The organism is Pantoea sp. (assembly GCF_039594315.1).
Taxonomy (GTDB): Bacteria; Pseudomonadota; Gammaproteobacteria; order Enterobacterales; family Enterobacteriaceae; genus Pantoea.
This window is the reverse complement of the sequence record NZ_JBCNNP010000002.1, coordinates 139,028-155,587: the sequence shown is the minus strand read 5'-3', so window position 1 is coordinate 155,587 and position 16,560 is coordinate 139,028. Positions and strand designations below refer to the sequence as shown.

20 protein-coding genes are annotated in these 16,560 nt (G+C 49.9%); 5 read left to right on the top strand and 15 right to left on the bottom strand.

The annotated features are described in order from the left end of the window. Positions 1-1,293, bottom strand: coding sequence for a flagellar filament capping protein FliD (gene fliD / locus ABDW13_RS02350; protein WP_343550793.1), 1,293 nt, complete (start codon positions 1,291-1,293; stop codon positions 1-3). A 183-nt stretch (positions 1,294-1,476) separates the two neighbouring features. Next, positions 1,477-2,328 carry a flagellin gene (locus tag ABDW13_RS02345; RefSeq protein ID WP_343550792.1) on the bottom strand — a complete coding sequence of 284 codons (852 nt, stop codon included), beginning with the start codon at positions 2,326-2,328 and terminating at the stop codon, positions 1,477-1,479. Positions 2,329-2,783: 455 nt separating this feature from the next. Here ABDW13_RS02345 and ABDW13_RS02340 point away from each other — a divergent pair, with 455 nt between their 5' ends. Together ABDW13_RS02340 and ABDW13_RS02335 are read left to right on the top strand one after the other, a co-directional pair. Beyond that, complete coding sequence (locus tag ABDW13_RS02340; RefSeq protein WP_343550791.1) at positions 2,784-3,734, top strand: transcriptional regulator; 951 nt, start codon at positions 2,784-2,786, stop codon at positions 3,732-3,734. Continuing rightward, positions 3,709-4,167, top strand: a complete 459-nt coding sequence (locus ABDW13_RS02335) for a hypothetical protein (protein WP_343550790.1) — start codon at positions 3,709-3,711, stop codon at positions 4,165-4,167. The genes ABDW13_RS02340 and ABDW13_RS02335 overlap by 26 nt, the downstream gene beginning before the upstream one ends. A 3-nt stretch (positions 4,168-4,170) precedes the next feature. Here ABDW13_RS02335 and ABDW13_RS02330 read toward each other — a convergent pair whose 3' ends face one another. The 12 genes from ABDW13_RS02330 to ABDW13_RS02275 all read right to left on the bottom strand — a co-directional run bounded on the left by ABDW13_RS02330 (position 4,171) and on the right by ABDW13_RS02275 (position 13,955). Beyond that, positions 4,171-5,199, bottom strand: a complete 1,029-nt coding sequence (locus ABDW13_RS02330; RefSeq protein ID WP_343550789.1) for a hypothetical protein — start codon at positions 5,197-5,199, stop codon at positions 4,171-4,173. 8 nt (positions 5,200-5,207) lie between these two features. Continuing rightward, a complete protein-coding gene (gene flgL / locus ABDW13_RS02325) occupies positions 5,208-6,116 on the bottom strand; it encodes a flagellar hook-associated protein FlgL (RefSeq protein WP_343550788.1) in 909 nt (302 codons plus the stop codon). An 11-nt stretch (positions 6,117-6,127) separates the two neighbouring features. Beyond that, the gene (gene flgK / locus ABDW13_RS02320) at positions 6,128-7,498 is read right to left on the bottom strand and encodes a flagellar hook-associated protein FlgK (RefSeq protein ID WP_343550787.1); all 1,371 of its coding nucleotides are present in this window, start codon (positions 7,496-7,498) and stop codon (positions 6,128-6,130) included. A 79-nt stretch (positions 7,499-7,577) separates the two neighbouring features. After that, entirely contained in the window at positions 7,578-7,871 is a 294-nt protein-coding gene (locus tag ABDW13_RS02315; protein WP_343550786.1) for a rod-binding protein, read from the bottom strand. 2 nt (positions 7,872-7,873) lie between these two features. Next, a complete protein-coding gene (locus ABDW13_RS02310; protein WP_343550933.1) occupies positions 7,874-8,980 on the bottom strand; it encodes a flagellar basal body P-ring protein FlgI in 1,107 nt (368 codons plus the stop codon). A gap of 19 nt (positions 8,981-8,999) precedes the next feature. Further along, on the bottom strand, positions 9,000-9,680 hold the full coding sequence (gene flgH / locus ABDW13_RS02305; RefSeq protein WP_343550785.1) for a flagellar basal body L-ring protein FlgH: 681 nt from the start codon (positions 9,678-9,680) through the stop codon (positions 9,000-9,002). 51 nt (positions 9,681-9,731) lie between these two features. After that, positions 9,732-10,517, bottom strand: coding sequence for a flagellar basal-body rod protein FlgG (flgG, locus tag ABDW13_RS02300; RefSeq protein ID WP_343550784.1), 786 nt, complete (start codon positions 10,515-10,517; stop codon positions 9,732-9,734). Between the two features lie 13 nt (positions 10,518-10,530). Continuing rightward, positions 10,531-11,262: a flagellar basal body rod protein FlgF gene (locus tag ABDW13_RS02295; protein ID WP_343550783.1), complete on the bottom strand. Its 732-nt coding sequence runs from the start codon at positions 11,260-11,262 to the stop codon at positions 10,531-10,533. 2 nt (positions 11,263-11,264) lie between these two features. Then, complete coding sequence (gene flgE, locus ABDW13_RS02290) at positions 11,265-12,455, bottom strand: flagellar hook protein FlgE (protein WP_343550782.1); 1,191 nt, start codon at positions 12,453-12,455, stop codon at positions 11,265-11,267. Between the two features lie 11 nt (positions 12,456-12,466). After that, positions 12,467-13,174 carry a flagellar hook capping FlgD N-terminal domain-containing protein gene (locus ABDW13_RS02285; protein WP_343550781.1) on the bottom strand — a complete coding sequence of 236 codons (708 nt, stop codon included), beginning with the start codon at positions 13,172-13,174 and terminating at the stop codon, positions 12,467-12,469. 2 nt (positions 13,175-13,176) lie between these two features. Beyond that, positions 13,177-13,602, bottom strand: coding sequence for a flagellar basal body rod protein FlgC (flgC, locus tag ABDW13_RS02280; RefSeq protein ID WP_343550780.1), 426 nt, complete (start codon positions 13,600-13,602; stop codon positions 13,177-13,179). Positions 13,603-13,604: 2 nt separating this feature from the next. Next, entirely contained in the window at positions 13,605-13,955 is a 351-nt protein-coding gene (locus ABDW13_RS02275; RefSeq protein WP_343550779.1) for a flagellar basal body protein, read from the bottom strand. Between the two features lie 85 nt (positions 13,956-14,040). Between ABDW13_RS02275 and flgA the strand changes: the two genes are divergently transcribed. The 3 genes from flgA (at position 14,041) to ABDW13_RS02260 (ending at position 15,586) form a co-directional block, all read left to right on the top strand. Further along, complete coding sequence (gene flgA / locus ABDW13_RS02270) at positions 14,041-14,805, top strand: flagellar basal body P-ring formation chaperone FlgA (protein ID WP_343550778.1); 765 nt, start codon at positions 14,041-14,043, stop codon at positions 14,803-14,805. Between the two features lie 74 nt (positions 14,806-14,879). Beyond that, a complete protein-coding gene (gene flgM / locus ABDW13_RS02265; RefSeq protein WP_343550777.1) occupies positions 14,880-15,158 on the top strand; it encodes a flagellar biosynthesis anti-sigma factor FlgM in 279 nt (92 codons plus the stop codon). Further along, entirely contained in the window at positions 15,155-15,586 is a 432-nt protein-coding gene (locus ABDW13_RS02260) for a flagellar protein FlgN (protein WP_343550776.1), read from the top strand. Before flgM ends, ABDW13_RS02260 begins: the two co-directional genes overlap by 4 nt. Positions 15,587-15,685: 99 nt before the next feature. On the opposite strand, the gene ABDW13_RS02255 is transcribed toward ABDW13_RS02260, so the two are convergent. Further along, a complete protein-coding gene (locus tag ABDW13_RS02255; protein WP_343550775.1) occupies positions 15,686-16,492 on the bottom strand; it encodes a hypothetical protein in 807 nt (268 codons plus the stop codon). Between the last annotated feature and the right edge of the window lie 68 nt (positions 16,493-16,560).

The following is a 16,560-nucleotide window of genomic DNA, read 5'->3' as shown; positions in this document are numbered from 1 at the left end:
TTACTTATCGAAGAAGCTCGACAGCGTGCCTTCCATCTGCGTCATTGCATTTTGCGCGCGGGTAAATTGCTGCAAAAAGCGGGCGTAGCTGGTGTCATAGCGCTGTTGAATTTGATCGGCTTTGGTTGTCAAAAGAGTGTTTTTGCGATCAAGCGACTCCTGACGCGTTTTGATCGAGCCAGATGAAGTGCTGAGGAAAGTATCCAGTCCTTTATCCATTTGCTTGATCATGCCGTCAGCGCCGCCAAACAGAGCATCGAGTGAGGAGGGTTTATCGCGCACCGCATCACGAAACTTTTCGCTGTCGATCCCCAATTTGCCTTCTTTATCCAGCTCAATACCAAAATCGCTTAGCTTGTTGCCGTCGACGCTTTTACGCAGCAGTGAGGTCATCTGCTGTTCCAGCACACGTAAACCAGAATCGCCCGCCAAAGCGCCGCGCCCTTCTTTATCGCTTCCGCTTTTGGTCAACTCATCAAGCTTGGTTTTTAGTGCGTTATAGGCGTCAACGAATTTCTGCGCTTGTTCCTTAGTCCCGCTATCATCACTTTCAACGCTGATAATCAGCGGGCGCGCAGGATCGGTTTTCTGCACGACGTTGATTTCAACGCCTGGGATCACATCCTTGAAAGTGTTGCTGGTGCTGGTGATCTTCAGTTTGCCAATCGCAATTTCGGCATCACGAGCTTCTGTGATACTGGTGCTATCATCGATTGCGTCTTTGAAGGAGGAAGCATCGCTGACCGAGATGCTGAAACCATTAGCGACACCAGTTTTCTGGCTTCCCATCAGCATGCGGGTTTCGCCGTTAACCTTCATCAGCGAAGCGGTAACGCCGGGATTATTCGGATGCTTATTGATGGCGTCTCGCAGTTCAGACATGCTTTTGATATCGGACATATCGATATCAATGTCCTTGCCATCAACGCTAATCGTCATGGTGCCAGTGGCATCTGCTACCGACTTGTCTGTCATCTTGTCAAAGGATTGCTGCTGAGCGGCGGCAGTTTCTAAAACCTGCACTTCGTACAGCCCTTTACTTGCCGTGGCGTCGGCTTTCAGATTGACATAGCCCTCTGCGTTGGCTTTAGCGATGTTCTTCACGACTTCACCGCTACTCCCGAAGCCTTTTAACGCCGTGCGGAACTCGCTGAGTGCAGTTTTCAACGCCGTCAAAGCACCTTGCTCTGATGACACTTTCTTCTGCTGCGACGTCAGACGCGATTGCATCGCGGCAACCGTGTTGCTGGCCAACATTTCCGCCCATTGGGACGGTTCCATACTTAAAGGCATACTTTCCTCCTCAGGAATAAACCATTAATAGCAATTGACGTGCCAACATTAACTTCCCTATTATTTCAAGCACTTACATTAAACGCTGGAAATTTCTTTTCCTCTTTAGGGGAAAGGAAAACGGCATAAGACGGAAACAAAAACACCGCTTCTAGAGCGGTGTTTAGGGGTAAATTTTGGAAATTAACCCAACATGCCCAGAACCATCTGGCCCATGCCGTTTGCTTGCTTCAGCATGGCCTGGCTGCTTTGCAACAGCATGTTCTGACGGCTCATTGCTGAGGCTTCAGCTGCAAAGTCAGCATCCTTAATGGTGCCAAGGCTCAGCTCGGTGTTGTCTTTCATGTTTGACAGGTTTGCTGCGGTGTGGCCCAAACGGTTGATATTTGCACCCAGATCTGAACGGATTTTGCCTACAGCACCCAGTGCTTCGGTCACTTTATCCAGCATTGCGTTACCTTCAGCAGCAGTACCAGAGATACCTGCTTTGGTCAGTTCATCCAGGCTGGTGGATACCGCAGTCAGTGAAGAAGCCAGGTCAACTTTCAGGGTTTCATCTTTCGATGCACCAATCTGGAAGTTCATTTCTTTGGTCATCTTGCCGCCAACACCACTTACACCGCTCAGCAGTTTTTCTGTACCGTATGAGGTGTTAGTCATGATGTTGCCCAGTTCTGCGTTCAGTGCATCGAACTCAGACTGCAGCGCGCCGCGGTCATCAGCGTTATTGGTGTCATCTGCAGCCTGAGTTGCCAGATCTTTCATGCGGAACAGGATGTTGTTCACTTCATCAAAAGCACCTTCAGCGGTTTGCATCATTGAAGTGGCTTTTGCGATGTTCTCTTTTGCCACGCCCATACCGCGAGCCTGACCTTCAAGGCGAGTTGCGATCTGCAGGCCTGCAGCATCATCAGCAGCTGAGTTGATGCGTTTGCCGGTGCCCAGACGTTGCATAGCCACTGACAAAGCAGAGTTGGCACGGTTCATTGAAGCGGTAGATGACATTGCTGCTGAGTTTGTAAAAATAGTTAACATGTTTCTAATCTCCTGGGTGGAATCGATGGATTCCGTTGTAAGTATCAGGAGAAAACGGCACGCTAATAAGCCAGCTTAAATGCCAGATTTTATTTTTTAACGTTGGTCAGATTTATTATGTTGAGGTGCAATTTTTAAGAAAAAACTGTAGCGACAGATGCCCTGAAGAAATTAAACTACATTTCAAATGTAGAAATAATTTACAACAGGATGAATTAATTGTTGTTTTTAATAATCATCAAGAGATGAAAGGTGTTCGTCGTTGTTTTTAAGACTCAAACTCTCTTTTCATCCTTGTTAGCTGTTTCATTTATGTGCAGGTTTATTCTTTCTAATCCTTAATTACCCGCATTGAAATGATAAGCTTTTAAGACTAATCTTGAATAATTATAAATTATCTTTTTGACTATGTTTTTTTACGCCCCGCACAGCACGATAAAGGGCACTTTAGCGACATGATGGGAAATAAAGTCACCATGACGTCAGATTGCATCATCAATCACTGGTTACTCGATATTTCCAGTGCCTCATTAATACATCAGCAAACGGGCGAACAGCGCCGTCTCGGCGAGTATCAGCTTAAGTTGTTAGTTGTGCTGATTCAGCATGCCGGTCAGATTTTATCTCGTGAAGCGTTGAATCAATTAGTTTGGGAACGCCGCGTCATTGGCAGTAATAGCCTGCCTAATGCGATTCATGCACTTAGAGTGGCACTCGAAGATGATGGTAAACAGCAGCGAATCATTAAAACTGTGCCGAAAAAAGGCTACATTCTTGAGACTGAATTTTGCCAATTTCAGCGCCGCGCTAATGACGAAGAAGAGGAAGAAACCGACTCACAACTGTTGAGTTTTACGCCGCCCACGCTCCCCACAATCGCGCCTGTAGAAAAAAATGAAGAAATAGATCCTATTTCAGCAGCCACTGTGTCGACATCATCTGCGAAAGCCATACCGTCAGATGCGATACGGCAGCGATGGATTAAATTGTTTTTTCTGACACTGCTGATATTCCTTGCCCTTTTGGCATTAGTGCTCCGCTCTGCTTTACAGGAGAAGCCTAGATTTATCGCTATGCCGGTCGAAAGTGTTAATCAAATTCGATTACTGCAATTGACTCACACGCTGCGCGATCCTGGCACTAATCAGCAATCTCTACCGAAAGAACTTGAAAATACCCTGCGTGAACTTGATAAAGCGCTGCAACAACGTGCAATGAAAATGGATATTTACTATTCAGCCTCGGGGACATCACTGAATTTGACCTTGAACCTGCAAAGCGCCTGTGGGCATCAGCAACTGGCGATGGCGATTTTTAATGCAGGTGATCAACCGGAAGCCTTGAGTAAGCTGATTAAATCGGAAACAGAGAGAAAAATGAATGAAATGGTCCCTTGCCTGCCTTAGTTTGGCCGTTCTTACCTTACTGCTGCTGACGACGGCACTGCTACGCGGGTGGTTGCCGCTAAATCATTCTGTTTTTGATACTGACTTTACTGGTACGGGTGTGGAATTCGGTCTGTACGATTTGGAAGACGGCCACAGTGAATTGTATGTGCCATTTTTTGCCGTGAAGTCAGACAGTGTATTAATGACGCTCACTAGCCCCGTCAATAGTCAATTCATTGCCAAAATATTGTTGGTGCCGCAGACAGAAACGCGCACCGGTATGCTTTACAGTTATAAACCGATAGTGGTTCATGCAGGAAAGAATCAGCCGTTAGCGCAGAGTGTGTTTAACTTTTTGTCTCACAACGGCGTAACTTATGATCGCGTAAGATTTGAGGGAAGCCAGATGCTGGTGACACCTTCCGGACTGATCATCAACCAGCAGCAGTAATGCTTAGGTGCGCAGCAATGCTGCGTTGCCAAGAACATTTTTTACCGTGGCACGCGGCACATTAGCTTGCGCATTGAGCGCACCAGCCAAATTACGGTATTCGGATTGCCCCAACTGTTGTGCCACGTCCTGGGCCATAGAACTGGCCTGATTACTGTTGAGATTACTCATGCTATCAACACGTTGCTGAACCAGGTTTTTGGTACGCACTAACTGTTTACGCTGACGCGTCAGTTGCTCCAACGTACTCTCAATGACTGGCTGCAAGGCGTCCATCTGCGCCGGATTCGCCAGCACGCGGCTTAATTCATCTTCCAGAGTGTTATCGGCCAGAGGTTTGACCGGGAAAAACTGGCTTTGAGGATAACGCTCGCCACCGCCTTGCACGCTCAAGTGTTGATTCACGCGCGACCATTGCTGCTCATTAACTTGAAACTTTACTTCGCGCTGCGCATCCAGTTTGCCGTGAATACCCCATTTCCCTAACGTCTGATTAAGAATGAGCAACGTTTGCTGCGGCGTGCTATCGGCAGCGATCGCCGCCGCACTGATTTCGCGCTGCTGACCGCCTAGCGAAAAAGTCAGCACCTCAGGTTGAGGATTATTCAGTAACATGTTGCCATCTCGTAAGTGGAAACTGACCTGACTTTTGCCCTCCAGTGTCACCTGTAGTTGGCGATTAACACTGCCTCCCGACAGTGTTTGGCGCTGTGCCAGCAATGATTGCAGGGCTTTGGTCTCAACCAATGCAGCCTGGCGATCGCCTCGCCGACTTAATGCATGTCCAACTTTAAGTAACTGACTTTCCGTTGCCTGCAGAAAATGATCTGCCTGCTGAACGCGCGTGAGCTGCTGATTAAGTTGCACGTTATAGCGCAGCGGTTGAGACGAGATCAGCGGTGCATCTGGGAAGCTATATGTCTGACGCGCTGGCGTGTTTGCCACCGCGCTAACCGGAGATTGCGCCTGCAGCGGACTGCGCACGAGCGAGGCGGGACGCAGGCCCGCCGACAGACTATTATCAACCTGCATAATGATGTTTACCCAATACTAAACAGCGAAAGATTAGAGATTTGCTGATAGGTTTGAAACGTTGCTTGCGTAGCCGTGGTGTAACGTGAAAGATCGGTAATCGCTTTAGCAAAATCCAATCCCTGCAAGTTATCGACCATCTCTTCATTGAGGATTTGCATATCGGTGTGCGCATCCTGTAACAACGTCAGATTATTTTGGCGGCCACCGATGTCGGTCAGCGTTGCGGCTACGCTGTCTGAAGTGGTTTGCATTTGCTTCAGCATTGCCGTTAGATCATCGCTGTAGCTGTCAAGCGACTGCGTGGGATCAGCCATTTTTGCCAGCAAGGATTCCAGATCGTTGAGCGTTTCCAAATTGGCACCAAATGACATCGACAAATCGGTGTTTGAGCGCATTTCAGAGCCATTACCAACCGGCGTATTGTTGCTGTTGTGATTCCCCGCATAGACCCATTCGCCGCTTGCTGTATCACGTACAAAGGGTTTTTGATTCGTCTGAGTGCCTGCAAACAGATAACGACCACTTTCATCCTTGCCGTTCATCTGCTCAATTAAAAGCTCTTTCATTGAGGTCAATTCAGCTGAATAGCCTGCCATGTCGGCTTGGCTGTTCGCACTGTTATTCGCCTCACGCAGTTTGTCCAGAATGTTCAGCAGCTGTGTGCTGGTTGAGTCAACCATGGTTTCCTGCTGCTGCAAACTGTGCGATAAGCGATCAATGTTCGTTTGATACTGCCCCATCACCGCCTGTTCACGGCGCATTTGCGCAATTTGCGTACTAGCAATCGGATCGTCAGAGGGCGTGAGAATGCGCTTCTGCTCACTGATCTGAGACATCAATCGATTCATCTGCGCACTATTGCGATTGATGCTGTTTAACATCGTGGTGGTGAAGCTTGAGCTGTTAATTCTCATTCGATTATTCCTCAGAAGAGCGCCAGAAGATCGCTAAACAGCTGATCGCCGGTGGCAATGACTTTCAAGTTGGCGTGATAGGCTTGGGTGTAGGTGGTTAAGTTGACGTACTCTTCATCGAAGTTAACCGCGCTATAGTTATCGCGTTGGGTAACCGCGTCCTGCCATAGCGAGCCAGCGGCGGTCATCTCAGTCTGATTTTGACGGCTTTTGATCCCTATAGTGCTAATGAGAGAAGCGCTGGCGTTATCCAGCGTTGAGACGCCGACCCCTGGAATCGTAAAGGTCTGATTTTTAATACCAATCAATGCGAGCAAATTGTTGTTGTCACCCACGGCGGTTGGATCAGCAGAAAAGGCTAATTCGTCCCATTTAAGGTCGTTAACCTGCAACATCCCCTTCGGATTACTTGGGTCAAATGTAAACAACGGTTTGCCTGCATTACCATTCAAATCAAAGCCTTTAGCCAATTGATCGTTGAATGCTTTTGCCATCACGTCAGCCATGCCCGTAATGCTCTCTTCAATACCGTTAAGCGTCTCGACCTGATAAGCGTGCAACGCACCAAACTGACCGCCGAGTTCCATGCCAATCTGATATTGACTGCCGGCAAACGTCAGTTGCAGTTGCGGATTGCCATTGGCATCGGGCGTTAAGTCCAGTTTACCCACATCGCTACCCGCCACTAATGGCTGGCCCGATGGCAGCATCAAGGTGTATTCACCTTTGTCGTTTTCCTGTACTCGTACATCAACGTAGCTGGTTAACTCCTGGACTAATTCATCACGCTGGTCGCGCAAGATGCTGGTGTCGCCACCCATTGCTTCAGTTTCTTTTATCTTCTTGTTGTACTGAGCAATATTGCTGCTAACACTGTTAATCGAGGTCGTTAAATTACGCTGCTGCTGCTGACTATCTGTGCGCTGCTTCTGCAGGAACGATTGAATATTGTTAAAGCGTGTAGCAAGTGAGCGCGCTTCAGTAAGCACGTCCTGGCGCATCGCCTGATTCTCTGGCTTTTCGCTGGCACCGCTCAACGACTTAAAGAAATTATCCAGTCCATCGCCAATTCCGCTAGTTTCCGTTCCCAGTAGCTTTTCCAGTGCGCCAAGATAGACCTGACCTTCTTCGAAATAGCTCGCCTGGGTATTAGCACGCCATACCTGACCGGTGCGAAACTGGTCGGCCATGCGGCGGATCTTTACCACTTCAGCGCCATTGCCGCTGGACAAACGCTTGTTACCCGACGGCCCCAGCGCGTGCTGCTCAATACGTTGACGGCTGTATCCCGGCGTCGCCGCATTGGCGATGTTCAACGATGTCACATTAAGAGCGATTCGCGCTGCCTGTGCGCCACTGTAACCAATACTGATGATGCTCATATACTTCTCCTGTTGTTCGTGGCCTTTCTACCTGCGCACAGCGACATAAAACCGCAGTCTATTAAATGTCAGCCCGGGTTTAAGAGGATGAAAGCTGCCGAATGAGAATATTCGCGATCCCAGTGCTGCGCTGGCTGGCTAATTGCTGTGCCAGCGCATCGTCATAGAAATCACGCAAATTGCGCGCTTCTCGGCTACTGAACATGCCATCCTCACCTGCGAAGGCATCGGTACTTTTGCGCATTTCACTTAGCAGCGTTCGTAGGAACATCGCTTCAAATTTCTCTGCGGCTTGTTCCAGATTATTGGGTTTAACGCCACCGTTCAGGTCGCCATTAAGGGTGCTAAACGGGGTTGAGATACGATCAATCATGGTTAGATCACCACCAGTTCAGCATCAAGCGCACCGGCTTCATGCAATGCCTGTAATATGGCCATGGTGTCATCCGGCGCGGCACCAAGGCTGTTGATGGTATTCACGATGCTGCGCAGGCTGGTTCCTGCCGGGACGTTAACTAACTGACCACGACCACGATCAACATTGATATTGGATTCTGGTGTAACCGCTGTTTCGCCATTGCTGAATGCACCCGGCTGGCTAACATCCGAGCGCTCGGCAATGGTCACCGTGAGGTTGCCATGCGCGACTGCCGCGGCACGCACGACAATGCCGTCGCCCAATACAATGGTGCCGGTACGTGCATTGAACACCACGCGCGGCGGCTGTTTGCCGGCATTAATTTGCACTTCTTCCAGCATCGACATAAACGCTACGCGAGCCGCCGCATCACGCGGCGCATTGACCGCCACGTTAGTGGCGCTTTTTGCCACTGCGGTCCCCGATCCGAACGCCTGATTCAGTGCCACGGCAATATTGTTGGCGGTTTTAAAACTTGGACGCTTAAGATTCAGCATCACATCACTGTTATCTTGAAAGTCGCTCGCGACTTCACGTTCAACCGATGCGCCATTGGGAATGCGGCCTACCGTTGAGGTATTGATGGTGACGCTGGATCCGCTGTTACCTTCAGCTTTCACCCCACCAACCACCACATTTCCTTGTGCTAACGCATACACTTCACCATCGGCCCCGCGCAATTGCGTTAGAAGCAATGTGCCACCACGCAAACTTTTAGCATCGCCAATCGATGAAACCGTTACGTCAATAGTTTGGCCGCGTGCATACATTGAGGGCAGCTTGGCGCTCAATGCCACCGCCGCCACATTCTTCACTTTCGGATCCATTTTCCCCGGGATCTGCACGCCAAACTGACGCAGCATATTAGCCAGTGATTGGCCGGTGAATTTCACCTGGCTGCGATCGCCGGTGCCATCCAGACCTACGACCAGGCTATAGCCCACTAATTGGTTATCGCGCACGCCTTGCACATCAACCAAACTGCTTAAGGGTTGCGCTTTGGCCGATTGGGTGGCTATCAATCCCGCTGCCAGAAACAGCGGAAGCAGATAGCGGACGGACATTCTGATCATGATCTCTACCTTAAATCGGGAATAACGGATGATTGAAGAAGCGCGTCAGCCAACCCGCTGAATTACTATCACTGAGCGCACCGCGCCCGGCATAATCGATACGCGCATTAGCAATGCGTTGTGAGGAAATACTGTTATCGCGTTCAATATCATCCGCCCGAACCAGGCCAGTGACGCGCATGTACTCGTCGCCTTGATTGAGCGTTAACCACTTCTCGCCGCGAATAACCAGCACGCCATTAGGCAGCACTTTGTGGACAGCAACAGAAATTGATCCACGCAGCATATTTTGTTGCGCCGAAGTGGCATTACCGTTGAAGTTGCGTTTGCCACTGAGTGACCCGCTTAGCTCATCAAAGGTTTTGCCTAACGCACTGGGTACGCCGAGTTCGACGTCGTTCTTTTTGCCGAAATTCGTACGTGCCTGCTTGCTCGATTGTGTTGACTCATCAAGTCGCACTGTCAGGATGTCGCCGACACGATAAGCACGACGGTCTTGGATCAGTGACCACTGATATTGCGGGTTGTAGAGCCCGCCACCGCTGACGCGAGTATCCGGCTGAGCCAACTCTTCCGGCGGTGCAAACGCCGCGTCATCTTTTTGCACCAGCAGCCTTTGGCTTTCACAGCCAGTCAGCACCAATGCGGCGATCAGTAGGAGACCGCGCGTGAATTTTTCAGTCAGTGTCATTCTTCTTGTGGCCTTGCGAGTCGGGCGGAAGCTGAACTTCCGCCCGAAAAATTACATCTGTTGGGTGACAAACTTCAGCATCTCATCAGAGGCTGACACCATTTTGGCGTTCATCTCGTAAGCACGTTGCACGGTGATCATATCCACCATCTCTTCCACCACCTGCACATTGGAGCCTTCGAGTGAACCTTGCATCAGCTGGCCATAAGCTTCCTCACCGGGCACACCTTCAATGGCTTCACCGCTCGCAGCCGTTTCTCGATAGAGATTTCCACCTTGCGCGTCCAAACCGGCCGGATTGACGAAATTCACCAACGTGATCTGTCCCAGTTCAACCGGATCGGTTTCGCCAGCAACCACGGCGCTGACCGTGCCGTCTTTACCAATCGTGAGATTTTTGGTGCCTTCCGGCAGCTCAATCTGCGGTACCAGTGGTAAACCTTGCGCATTTGTCAGTACGCCATCAGCACTCACTTTCAGATCGCCAGAGCGGGTATAGGCAATATCGCCATCGGCGGTTTCAACCTGCAAAAACCCTTGTCCTGCAATGGCAATATTGAGTTCCTGCTGGGTGTTTTTCATCGCGCCCTGTGTGAACTGCTTCTGGGTGCCAAGAATCTTCACGCCACTGCCAAACTGCACACCGGTTGGCGTCTGGTTGTTTTGATTTAACTGAGTACCTGGCGCACGCTGTGTTTGATAGAACAGATCTTCAAACATCACGCGATCGCGTTTAAAACCCGTGGTATCGACATTCGCCAGGTTATTGGAAATGGCGGTCATTTTGGCGTCCTGCGCCGCCAAACCTGTTTTGCTGATCCAGAGAGCCGGATTCATGTGTTATTCCTCGTTAGCTGCCGCGCAGTAGACGGTTGCCTGCCTGAGCAAGGGTTTCTGCGGCTTTCATCATTTTGATTTGTGCTTCGAACTGACGACTTAGCGACATGGTTTGCACCATCTCGTTTACCGCCGAGACATTACTGGCCTCCAAATGTTGGCTTGCCAGTTGGACGTTCTCACTGCGCGGCGCAGTGAGACGATTGGCGATCAGCCAACCCTCATTGTTTTTGCGCAACTGACCGGTAGGGATATCGACCAATTTGATACGTTCGACGTCAATCGCCGCTGCCACATTGCCGTCTTCCGGCACGATGGTGATGGTGCCGTCATCACCAATCGCCACCTGCGAAAAAGCAGGGAGTTGGATCGGGCCATCTTCACCCAGGAGCGCTTTTCCAGCGATGCTAAGGTTGCCTGCATCATCAATGTCAATGTGCCCATTGCGGGTATACACTTCGCGTCTGCCTTCACGAACCGCGATTAATCCAGCGCCTTTAATCCCAATATCCAGTTCGCGGCCGGTTTCCTGCAGCGCGCCATGTGCCATGTTGATGCCACCGTTGACACTGCGAACTTGATAGCGGCTGTCATAACCCGCTCCTGGCACGGCTTGCGCCGTAGCGCGTTCAAGATCGGCACGAAAACCTTCGGTGTTGGCATTCGCCAGGTTATTAGCGTGAATCATTTGCTGAGAGAGGCTGCGATTAGCCCCGCTGACGGCGGTATATATCAGGCGATCCATAATTAAATCGCCTGATACAGTGCGTTCATCATCGCATCGTTGGTGGAAAGGACTTTGGTATTGGCTTGGTAGTTACGCTGCGCCGCCATGAGTCCCACCAGTTCCGAGGTCATATCGACGTTCGAGCCTTCCAGCGCATAAGAGGCAATTTGGCCATTAAGACCGCTTTTAGGCACACCAATAATGGCCTGGCCTGACATATTGTTAGCGGACCATGCCGTGCCATCTTCGGTGCTTAATCCGTTCGGGTTAGTGAAGTTTGCCAGGATCAACTGTCCCTGCAACTTGCGCTCACCATTGGTGTAAGTGGCATAAATTTTGCCATCGTCATCAATTTGTTCGCCATTCTTCTCGCCGGATGCATAACCGTTCGGGCTGTTTTTGGTTACGTTGAATTCGGAGCCGTATTGGCTGGTACCGGCGTAATCCAGTTCAATGCTTAAAGGGTCAGCGCCGGTAATCGGTGAAGTGATCGCGATTGCCGCCGTGGGCGCCGTAATCACACCGTTTGTGCTGAAGGTAATTGCCTGAGTCGCAGGGGTAGCAGCCGCACCATCAACAAAGTAATGCGCTTCCCAGGTATTATCCGCGCTCTTAACGAAGTACTGCTCCATGGTATGTTCGCGGCCCAGCGAATCGTAAATTTTGCTGGTGTAAGTATTGTTGTATGTCTCGCTATCACTTTTATCGAAAGGCGTTTTGGTGGGCACTTTTGAATTCGCATTCAGGTTTGCCGTGTAACTCATTTTATCGGTGGCTTTTGCAGGGATACTGCCGGAGTTAATACGCAGATTGTCAATGACACCTGTTTGCAATTGGCCATTTTCATCAACTGGATAACCTTGCAGACGCATCCCTTTGTTATCGATGATGTTGCCTTCGCTATCAGCTCCCATAATGCCCGCACGGGTGTACTTGATGGCACCGCTAAGATCTTTGGTCATGAAGAAACCGCTACCAGAAATAGCCAGATCGAGGCTGCGATTGGTGCCAACCAGGTTGCCGCCCTGAGTAATACTTTGTGAAATGCTGGTCACGCCAACGCCCATCGCCTGACCGCTGGAATAGAGTGAAGCAAACTCGGCACGCATCGATTTATAACCGTTAGTGTCACCGTTGGCGATGTTGTTACTGATTGCACTTAGCTGTTGTGTGACCGCATTCAGGCCGGTTTTCGCAATGTTATAGCTCATGAAAATAATCCTTAGGAAAAGCGACGTGATGCATTCACGTCTGGAGTGGGAAGTGGCGTAGGTGCCGGATTTTTACTGTTGCCAAACTGACGAATAGCGCTGTATGCCACTTCGCCTAAGCCTGGAATGTTGATCATTGGTGCGCCCGTTTGCGGGTTGAAGCGCACGCTATTAATCGAGCCGGCAATCTCAATGGAAATGTTCTCTTCACCAACGTCCGTCACCACTTTGAGGGTGTAATCGCCATCAGCCAGACCAAGTGCGGCGGGATCGATATTGAAAGCGACATCACCTTGTGCCTGCTTACCAAGATCAAGTGTGGTCTCATTGCCCGCGCTATCTTTGATATGCAGTTTTACGCCTTCTGCTGGATGCTGCAGATTGAGGCGGCCGTCCACGCTGCTGCCTTGCAGCTTGACTTTGTCGCTGTTAACAAACACTTGCTGCCCAACTAAATTGGCCAGGCTAAAGGCTTGCATGTCCTGAGCGATATAGAAGACGTTGGCCATGTTTTCAGAGAGCGTTTGCATCGACTCCACTTGCGTCAACATTGAAAGCTGATTGACGTATTCGGAGCTGCTGGTGGGATTGGTGGGATCCTGATTTTGAATCTGTGCTACCAACAACTTCAGGAACATATCGCTGATCCCGCCATTCGACTGAACTTGCTGGTTGCTGTTGTTATTGGCGCTGCTGTTATTGACGTTAGTCACACTCATGATCACGCTTCTCCCAGACGCAGCAAGCTCTGCTGCATACTTTTCACGCTGTTTAGCACTTCCACATTGGTTTCAAAATTGCGCGAGGCAGACATCATGTCGGCCATTTCTTCCACCGTATTGATATCCGGATAGAAAACATGCCCCTGCGCATTGGCGAGTGGATTGCCCGGTTCATAACGGCGCACCGCTGAACCCGTTTCCACCACGTCCAACACCTGCACACGCGCCCCCGCCATGCCTGGCGCATCCATCAACGAGCTGTTTTGATAAATGGCAGCAAATACCGGGCGTCTCGCTTTATAGGTTGCTGCTTCGCTGGCAGCCGGTGACTCCGCATTCGCCAGGTTACTGGCGATGGTGTTCAGGCGGACGGTTTGTGCCGTCATTGCCGAGCCAGAAACGCGATAAATATCATTGAAAGACAAGGTTATTTCCCTTCTATTGCCTGCTTAAGGCCGATAAATTTGCTGCTGAGAAATTGCAAACTGGATTGGTAATCCAGTGAGTTTTTAGAGAACTCGGCTTGCTCCACATTCAGCGCCACGGTATTGCCATCAGGCGATGGCTGGTACGGCACGCGATATTTAATTTCTGGCGAAGAAGTGAACGCACTTTTCAGCATCGAACGTTGCATCTCAGCGGCAAAATCAATATCTTTAGCCTGGTAATTCGGGGTATCCACATTTGCCAGGTTGGCCGATAACAGCTCTGCTCGCGAAAGTCGAAGCTGTAAGGCGGCAGGATGAATCCCTAGCGCTCTGTCAAAACTAATCCCCACGTGGTGTTCCTCAAAAAGTTGTCATTCCCACGCTCACTAGCAAACTGCGTGCCAACTTTTAACTCATTGATTTATTGAGAAATATATGAACATTCCACGTCATCATGGGAAGCGCATCTTCCGTTTTATTCCGCTCAGCTTGTTGCTCATTTCAACATCACTGTTTGCGATGCCAGAACCCCAAACCGCACGTAAGCAGATCCATAATCAGGCCGTCGCTAATGCGACCGCGGATATACAGCGTCTTGCTAAACAAAAAGACTGGAAGGATTTCAGTAGCAAACTGAATATCTTTATTCCGACAGAAGTCAGTCGCTTTCAACGCTGTACTCATCCCTTAACTTCCGCCTTGCCGGCGGGGGATCGACTGGATTTAATGCGGCTGCGCTACGATATTCGCTGCGATGGAGCGAATGGATGGGAAACCGCCGTCACCGTCAAACCGGATGTTTACTTACCGATTTTGGTGGCGAAAAACGCGCTGGATCGCGGCCGTCAACTGGCGGCAAGCGATGTTGAATTGAAAAAACGTAACATTGTGGGACTACGCGATGGATTTATTACCCATCCCGATGATGCGATAGGTTTTACGCTGAAAAAACGTGTTCGTGAGCTACAGGCGATTGCCCCAGCTCATCTCGATCAGCCGGTACTCATTGAGCGCGGGCAGCAAATTCTCATGATTGCTGAACAAGATGGAGTTCAGGCAAAGATGATGGGCGAAGCCCTGAAGAAAGGCCGTAAGGGTGACATCATCAAAGTACGCAACTTACAGAGTCAGCGCGTTGTCAGCGCTCGCGTTGACGATCGCGGTGTGGTTCGCATGCTGGTGGCGCCGGGTAATCCCTAAAGGCGGAATTTAAGTTTCCTCCTGGCCGTGTCGTTGTGGTCTGGTATGCCGTAATCGACCGAGATATTAAGACAATGAAGATCATCAGCAACCAGACTGGCATTGCGCCCGTTACGAAATCTGTCACTGCATCGTTAAACGATACCCCCGCTAAACCACAGAGCGGGCGTGCCACCACCACTCGTGATAAAGAGTCCCAAGCACCACTTCAAGCCGCTCAGCAACAACTGCGTGAGATGCCTGAAGTGGATGCCACTTATGTCAACACCATGAAAGATGCACTGAAAGCAGGCCGCTTGCAGGTGGACACTGACACTCTGGCGCAAGCACTAATGGACTTTTATCGCTCATGACCAATACCGCAGAACAGGTTAAAGCACTGTTGAGTGATATTAAACAGGACACACATCACTACGATGCGCTGTCGACACTTTTGCAGCAGCAACGTACAGCGATGATTGCCTATGACGTTGTTGGACTGCAATCAGTGAACGAGCAATTGCTTTTCGTTTATCAGCAGCTGCACGGTTCTGCTCAGCGTCGCTGTAAAACCCTGCAAGCATTGAAGCTGCCATCTAACAGTCGCGGTGTCAGCCAGTTATTACCTTATCTGCCCGCCGCACTGGCACAGCAGACAGAAAGCTGGTGGCGCACACTGGAATCCAGTGCTCACAATTGCCAAAAAATGAATGAGCGCAACGGTTTACTGCTCACTATGCAGCAAGATACGTTGAGTTCGCTCACCGAGCAGTCGCCGCAAAACTTCCTCTATCAGCGCTAAACCGGTGTTGATAGATAAAAAAAGTCGCCAAGCTGGGCGACTTTTTTATTTCCATTTTTCGTTGAATCACAGTGATTTTCTGTGATTCAACGCCATGCTTTATTTCAGCAAGGAAAGCCCAATTAACAGCGCATTTTCCTGCTGCAACAACGGCAACGGCTGACGTTCCCAAGCGGCAAAAAGTTGCGCTATCGTCGCCTCATCCAGTACACACTGTTCCACCAACAGCATACTGATCAACACTTTAATGCCAAAAACCCGTTGGCAAAGTGCGAGAAACGAGGTTTCCCACGCCACGCTGGTTGTTCCGGGAAACACGCCATGATAAGCATGCCATAGCAAGTAATTACGCCACAGGGTAGCTTGCTGCTGCATGAAATCCTGCACCAGCTCGTCTTCGTGCATTTCATGTAACAGTGCAAGTAATTGTGCATCGCTGAGCAGGGCCAATTCGCTCAATTTCATCACCAAAGTCATGCCGGTGAGAGGATCCAACTGAACATCAAGATTAACCTGCGCTAATTGGCGCAATGCCGTAAGTAGATAGGTATCAATTGTTGGCAAGGCAGCAAAGGACTCGGTAAGCATGCCATTATGCATTAGAGCCAAGATCTCATTCCCCGCTTCCTGAATTTTTTCAGGATCCAGAATCAACAGACATTTACTTAACAACACGCCTACAGCATAGAGTTTCTCATCCAATGCCGCATGTTCATTACTCATCAGGAAAATGGCTTGCTGATTCAGCGCTTGCACGCGCAGGCACAATGGCGGGACGTCGAGCGCGGCCACAACGGCATGCTGCAACGCAAAAGCTTCATTACCATACAAAATCGCCTGTGCAGCGCTATCACACTGCAATTCAGCACTCACGCGCTGCTCTTTTTGCCAATTCAGTTTCAACAAGGGTTTGTTCCCGTTACATCCTTCGCATTGGCACATCCAGGTTTGGGCTGCAATGCGCGTGACATAGT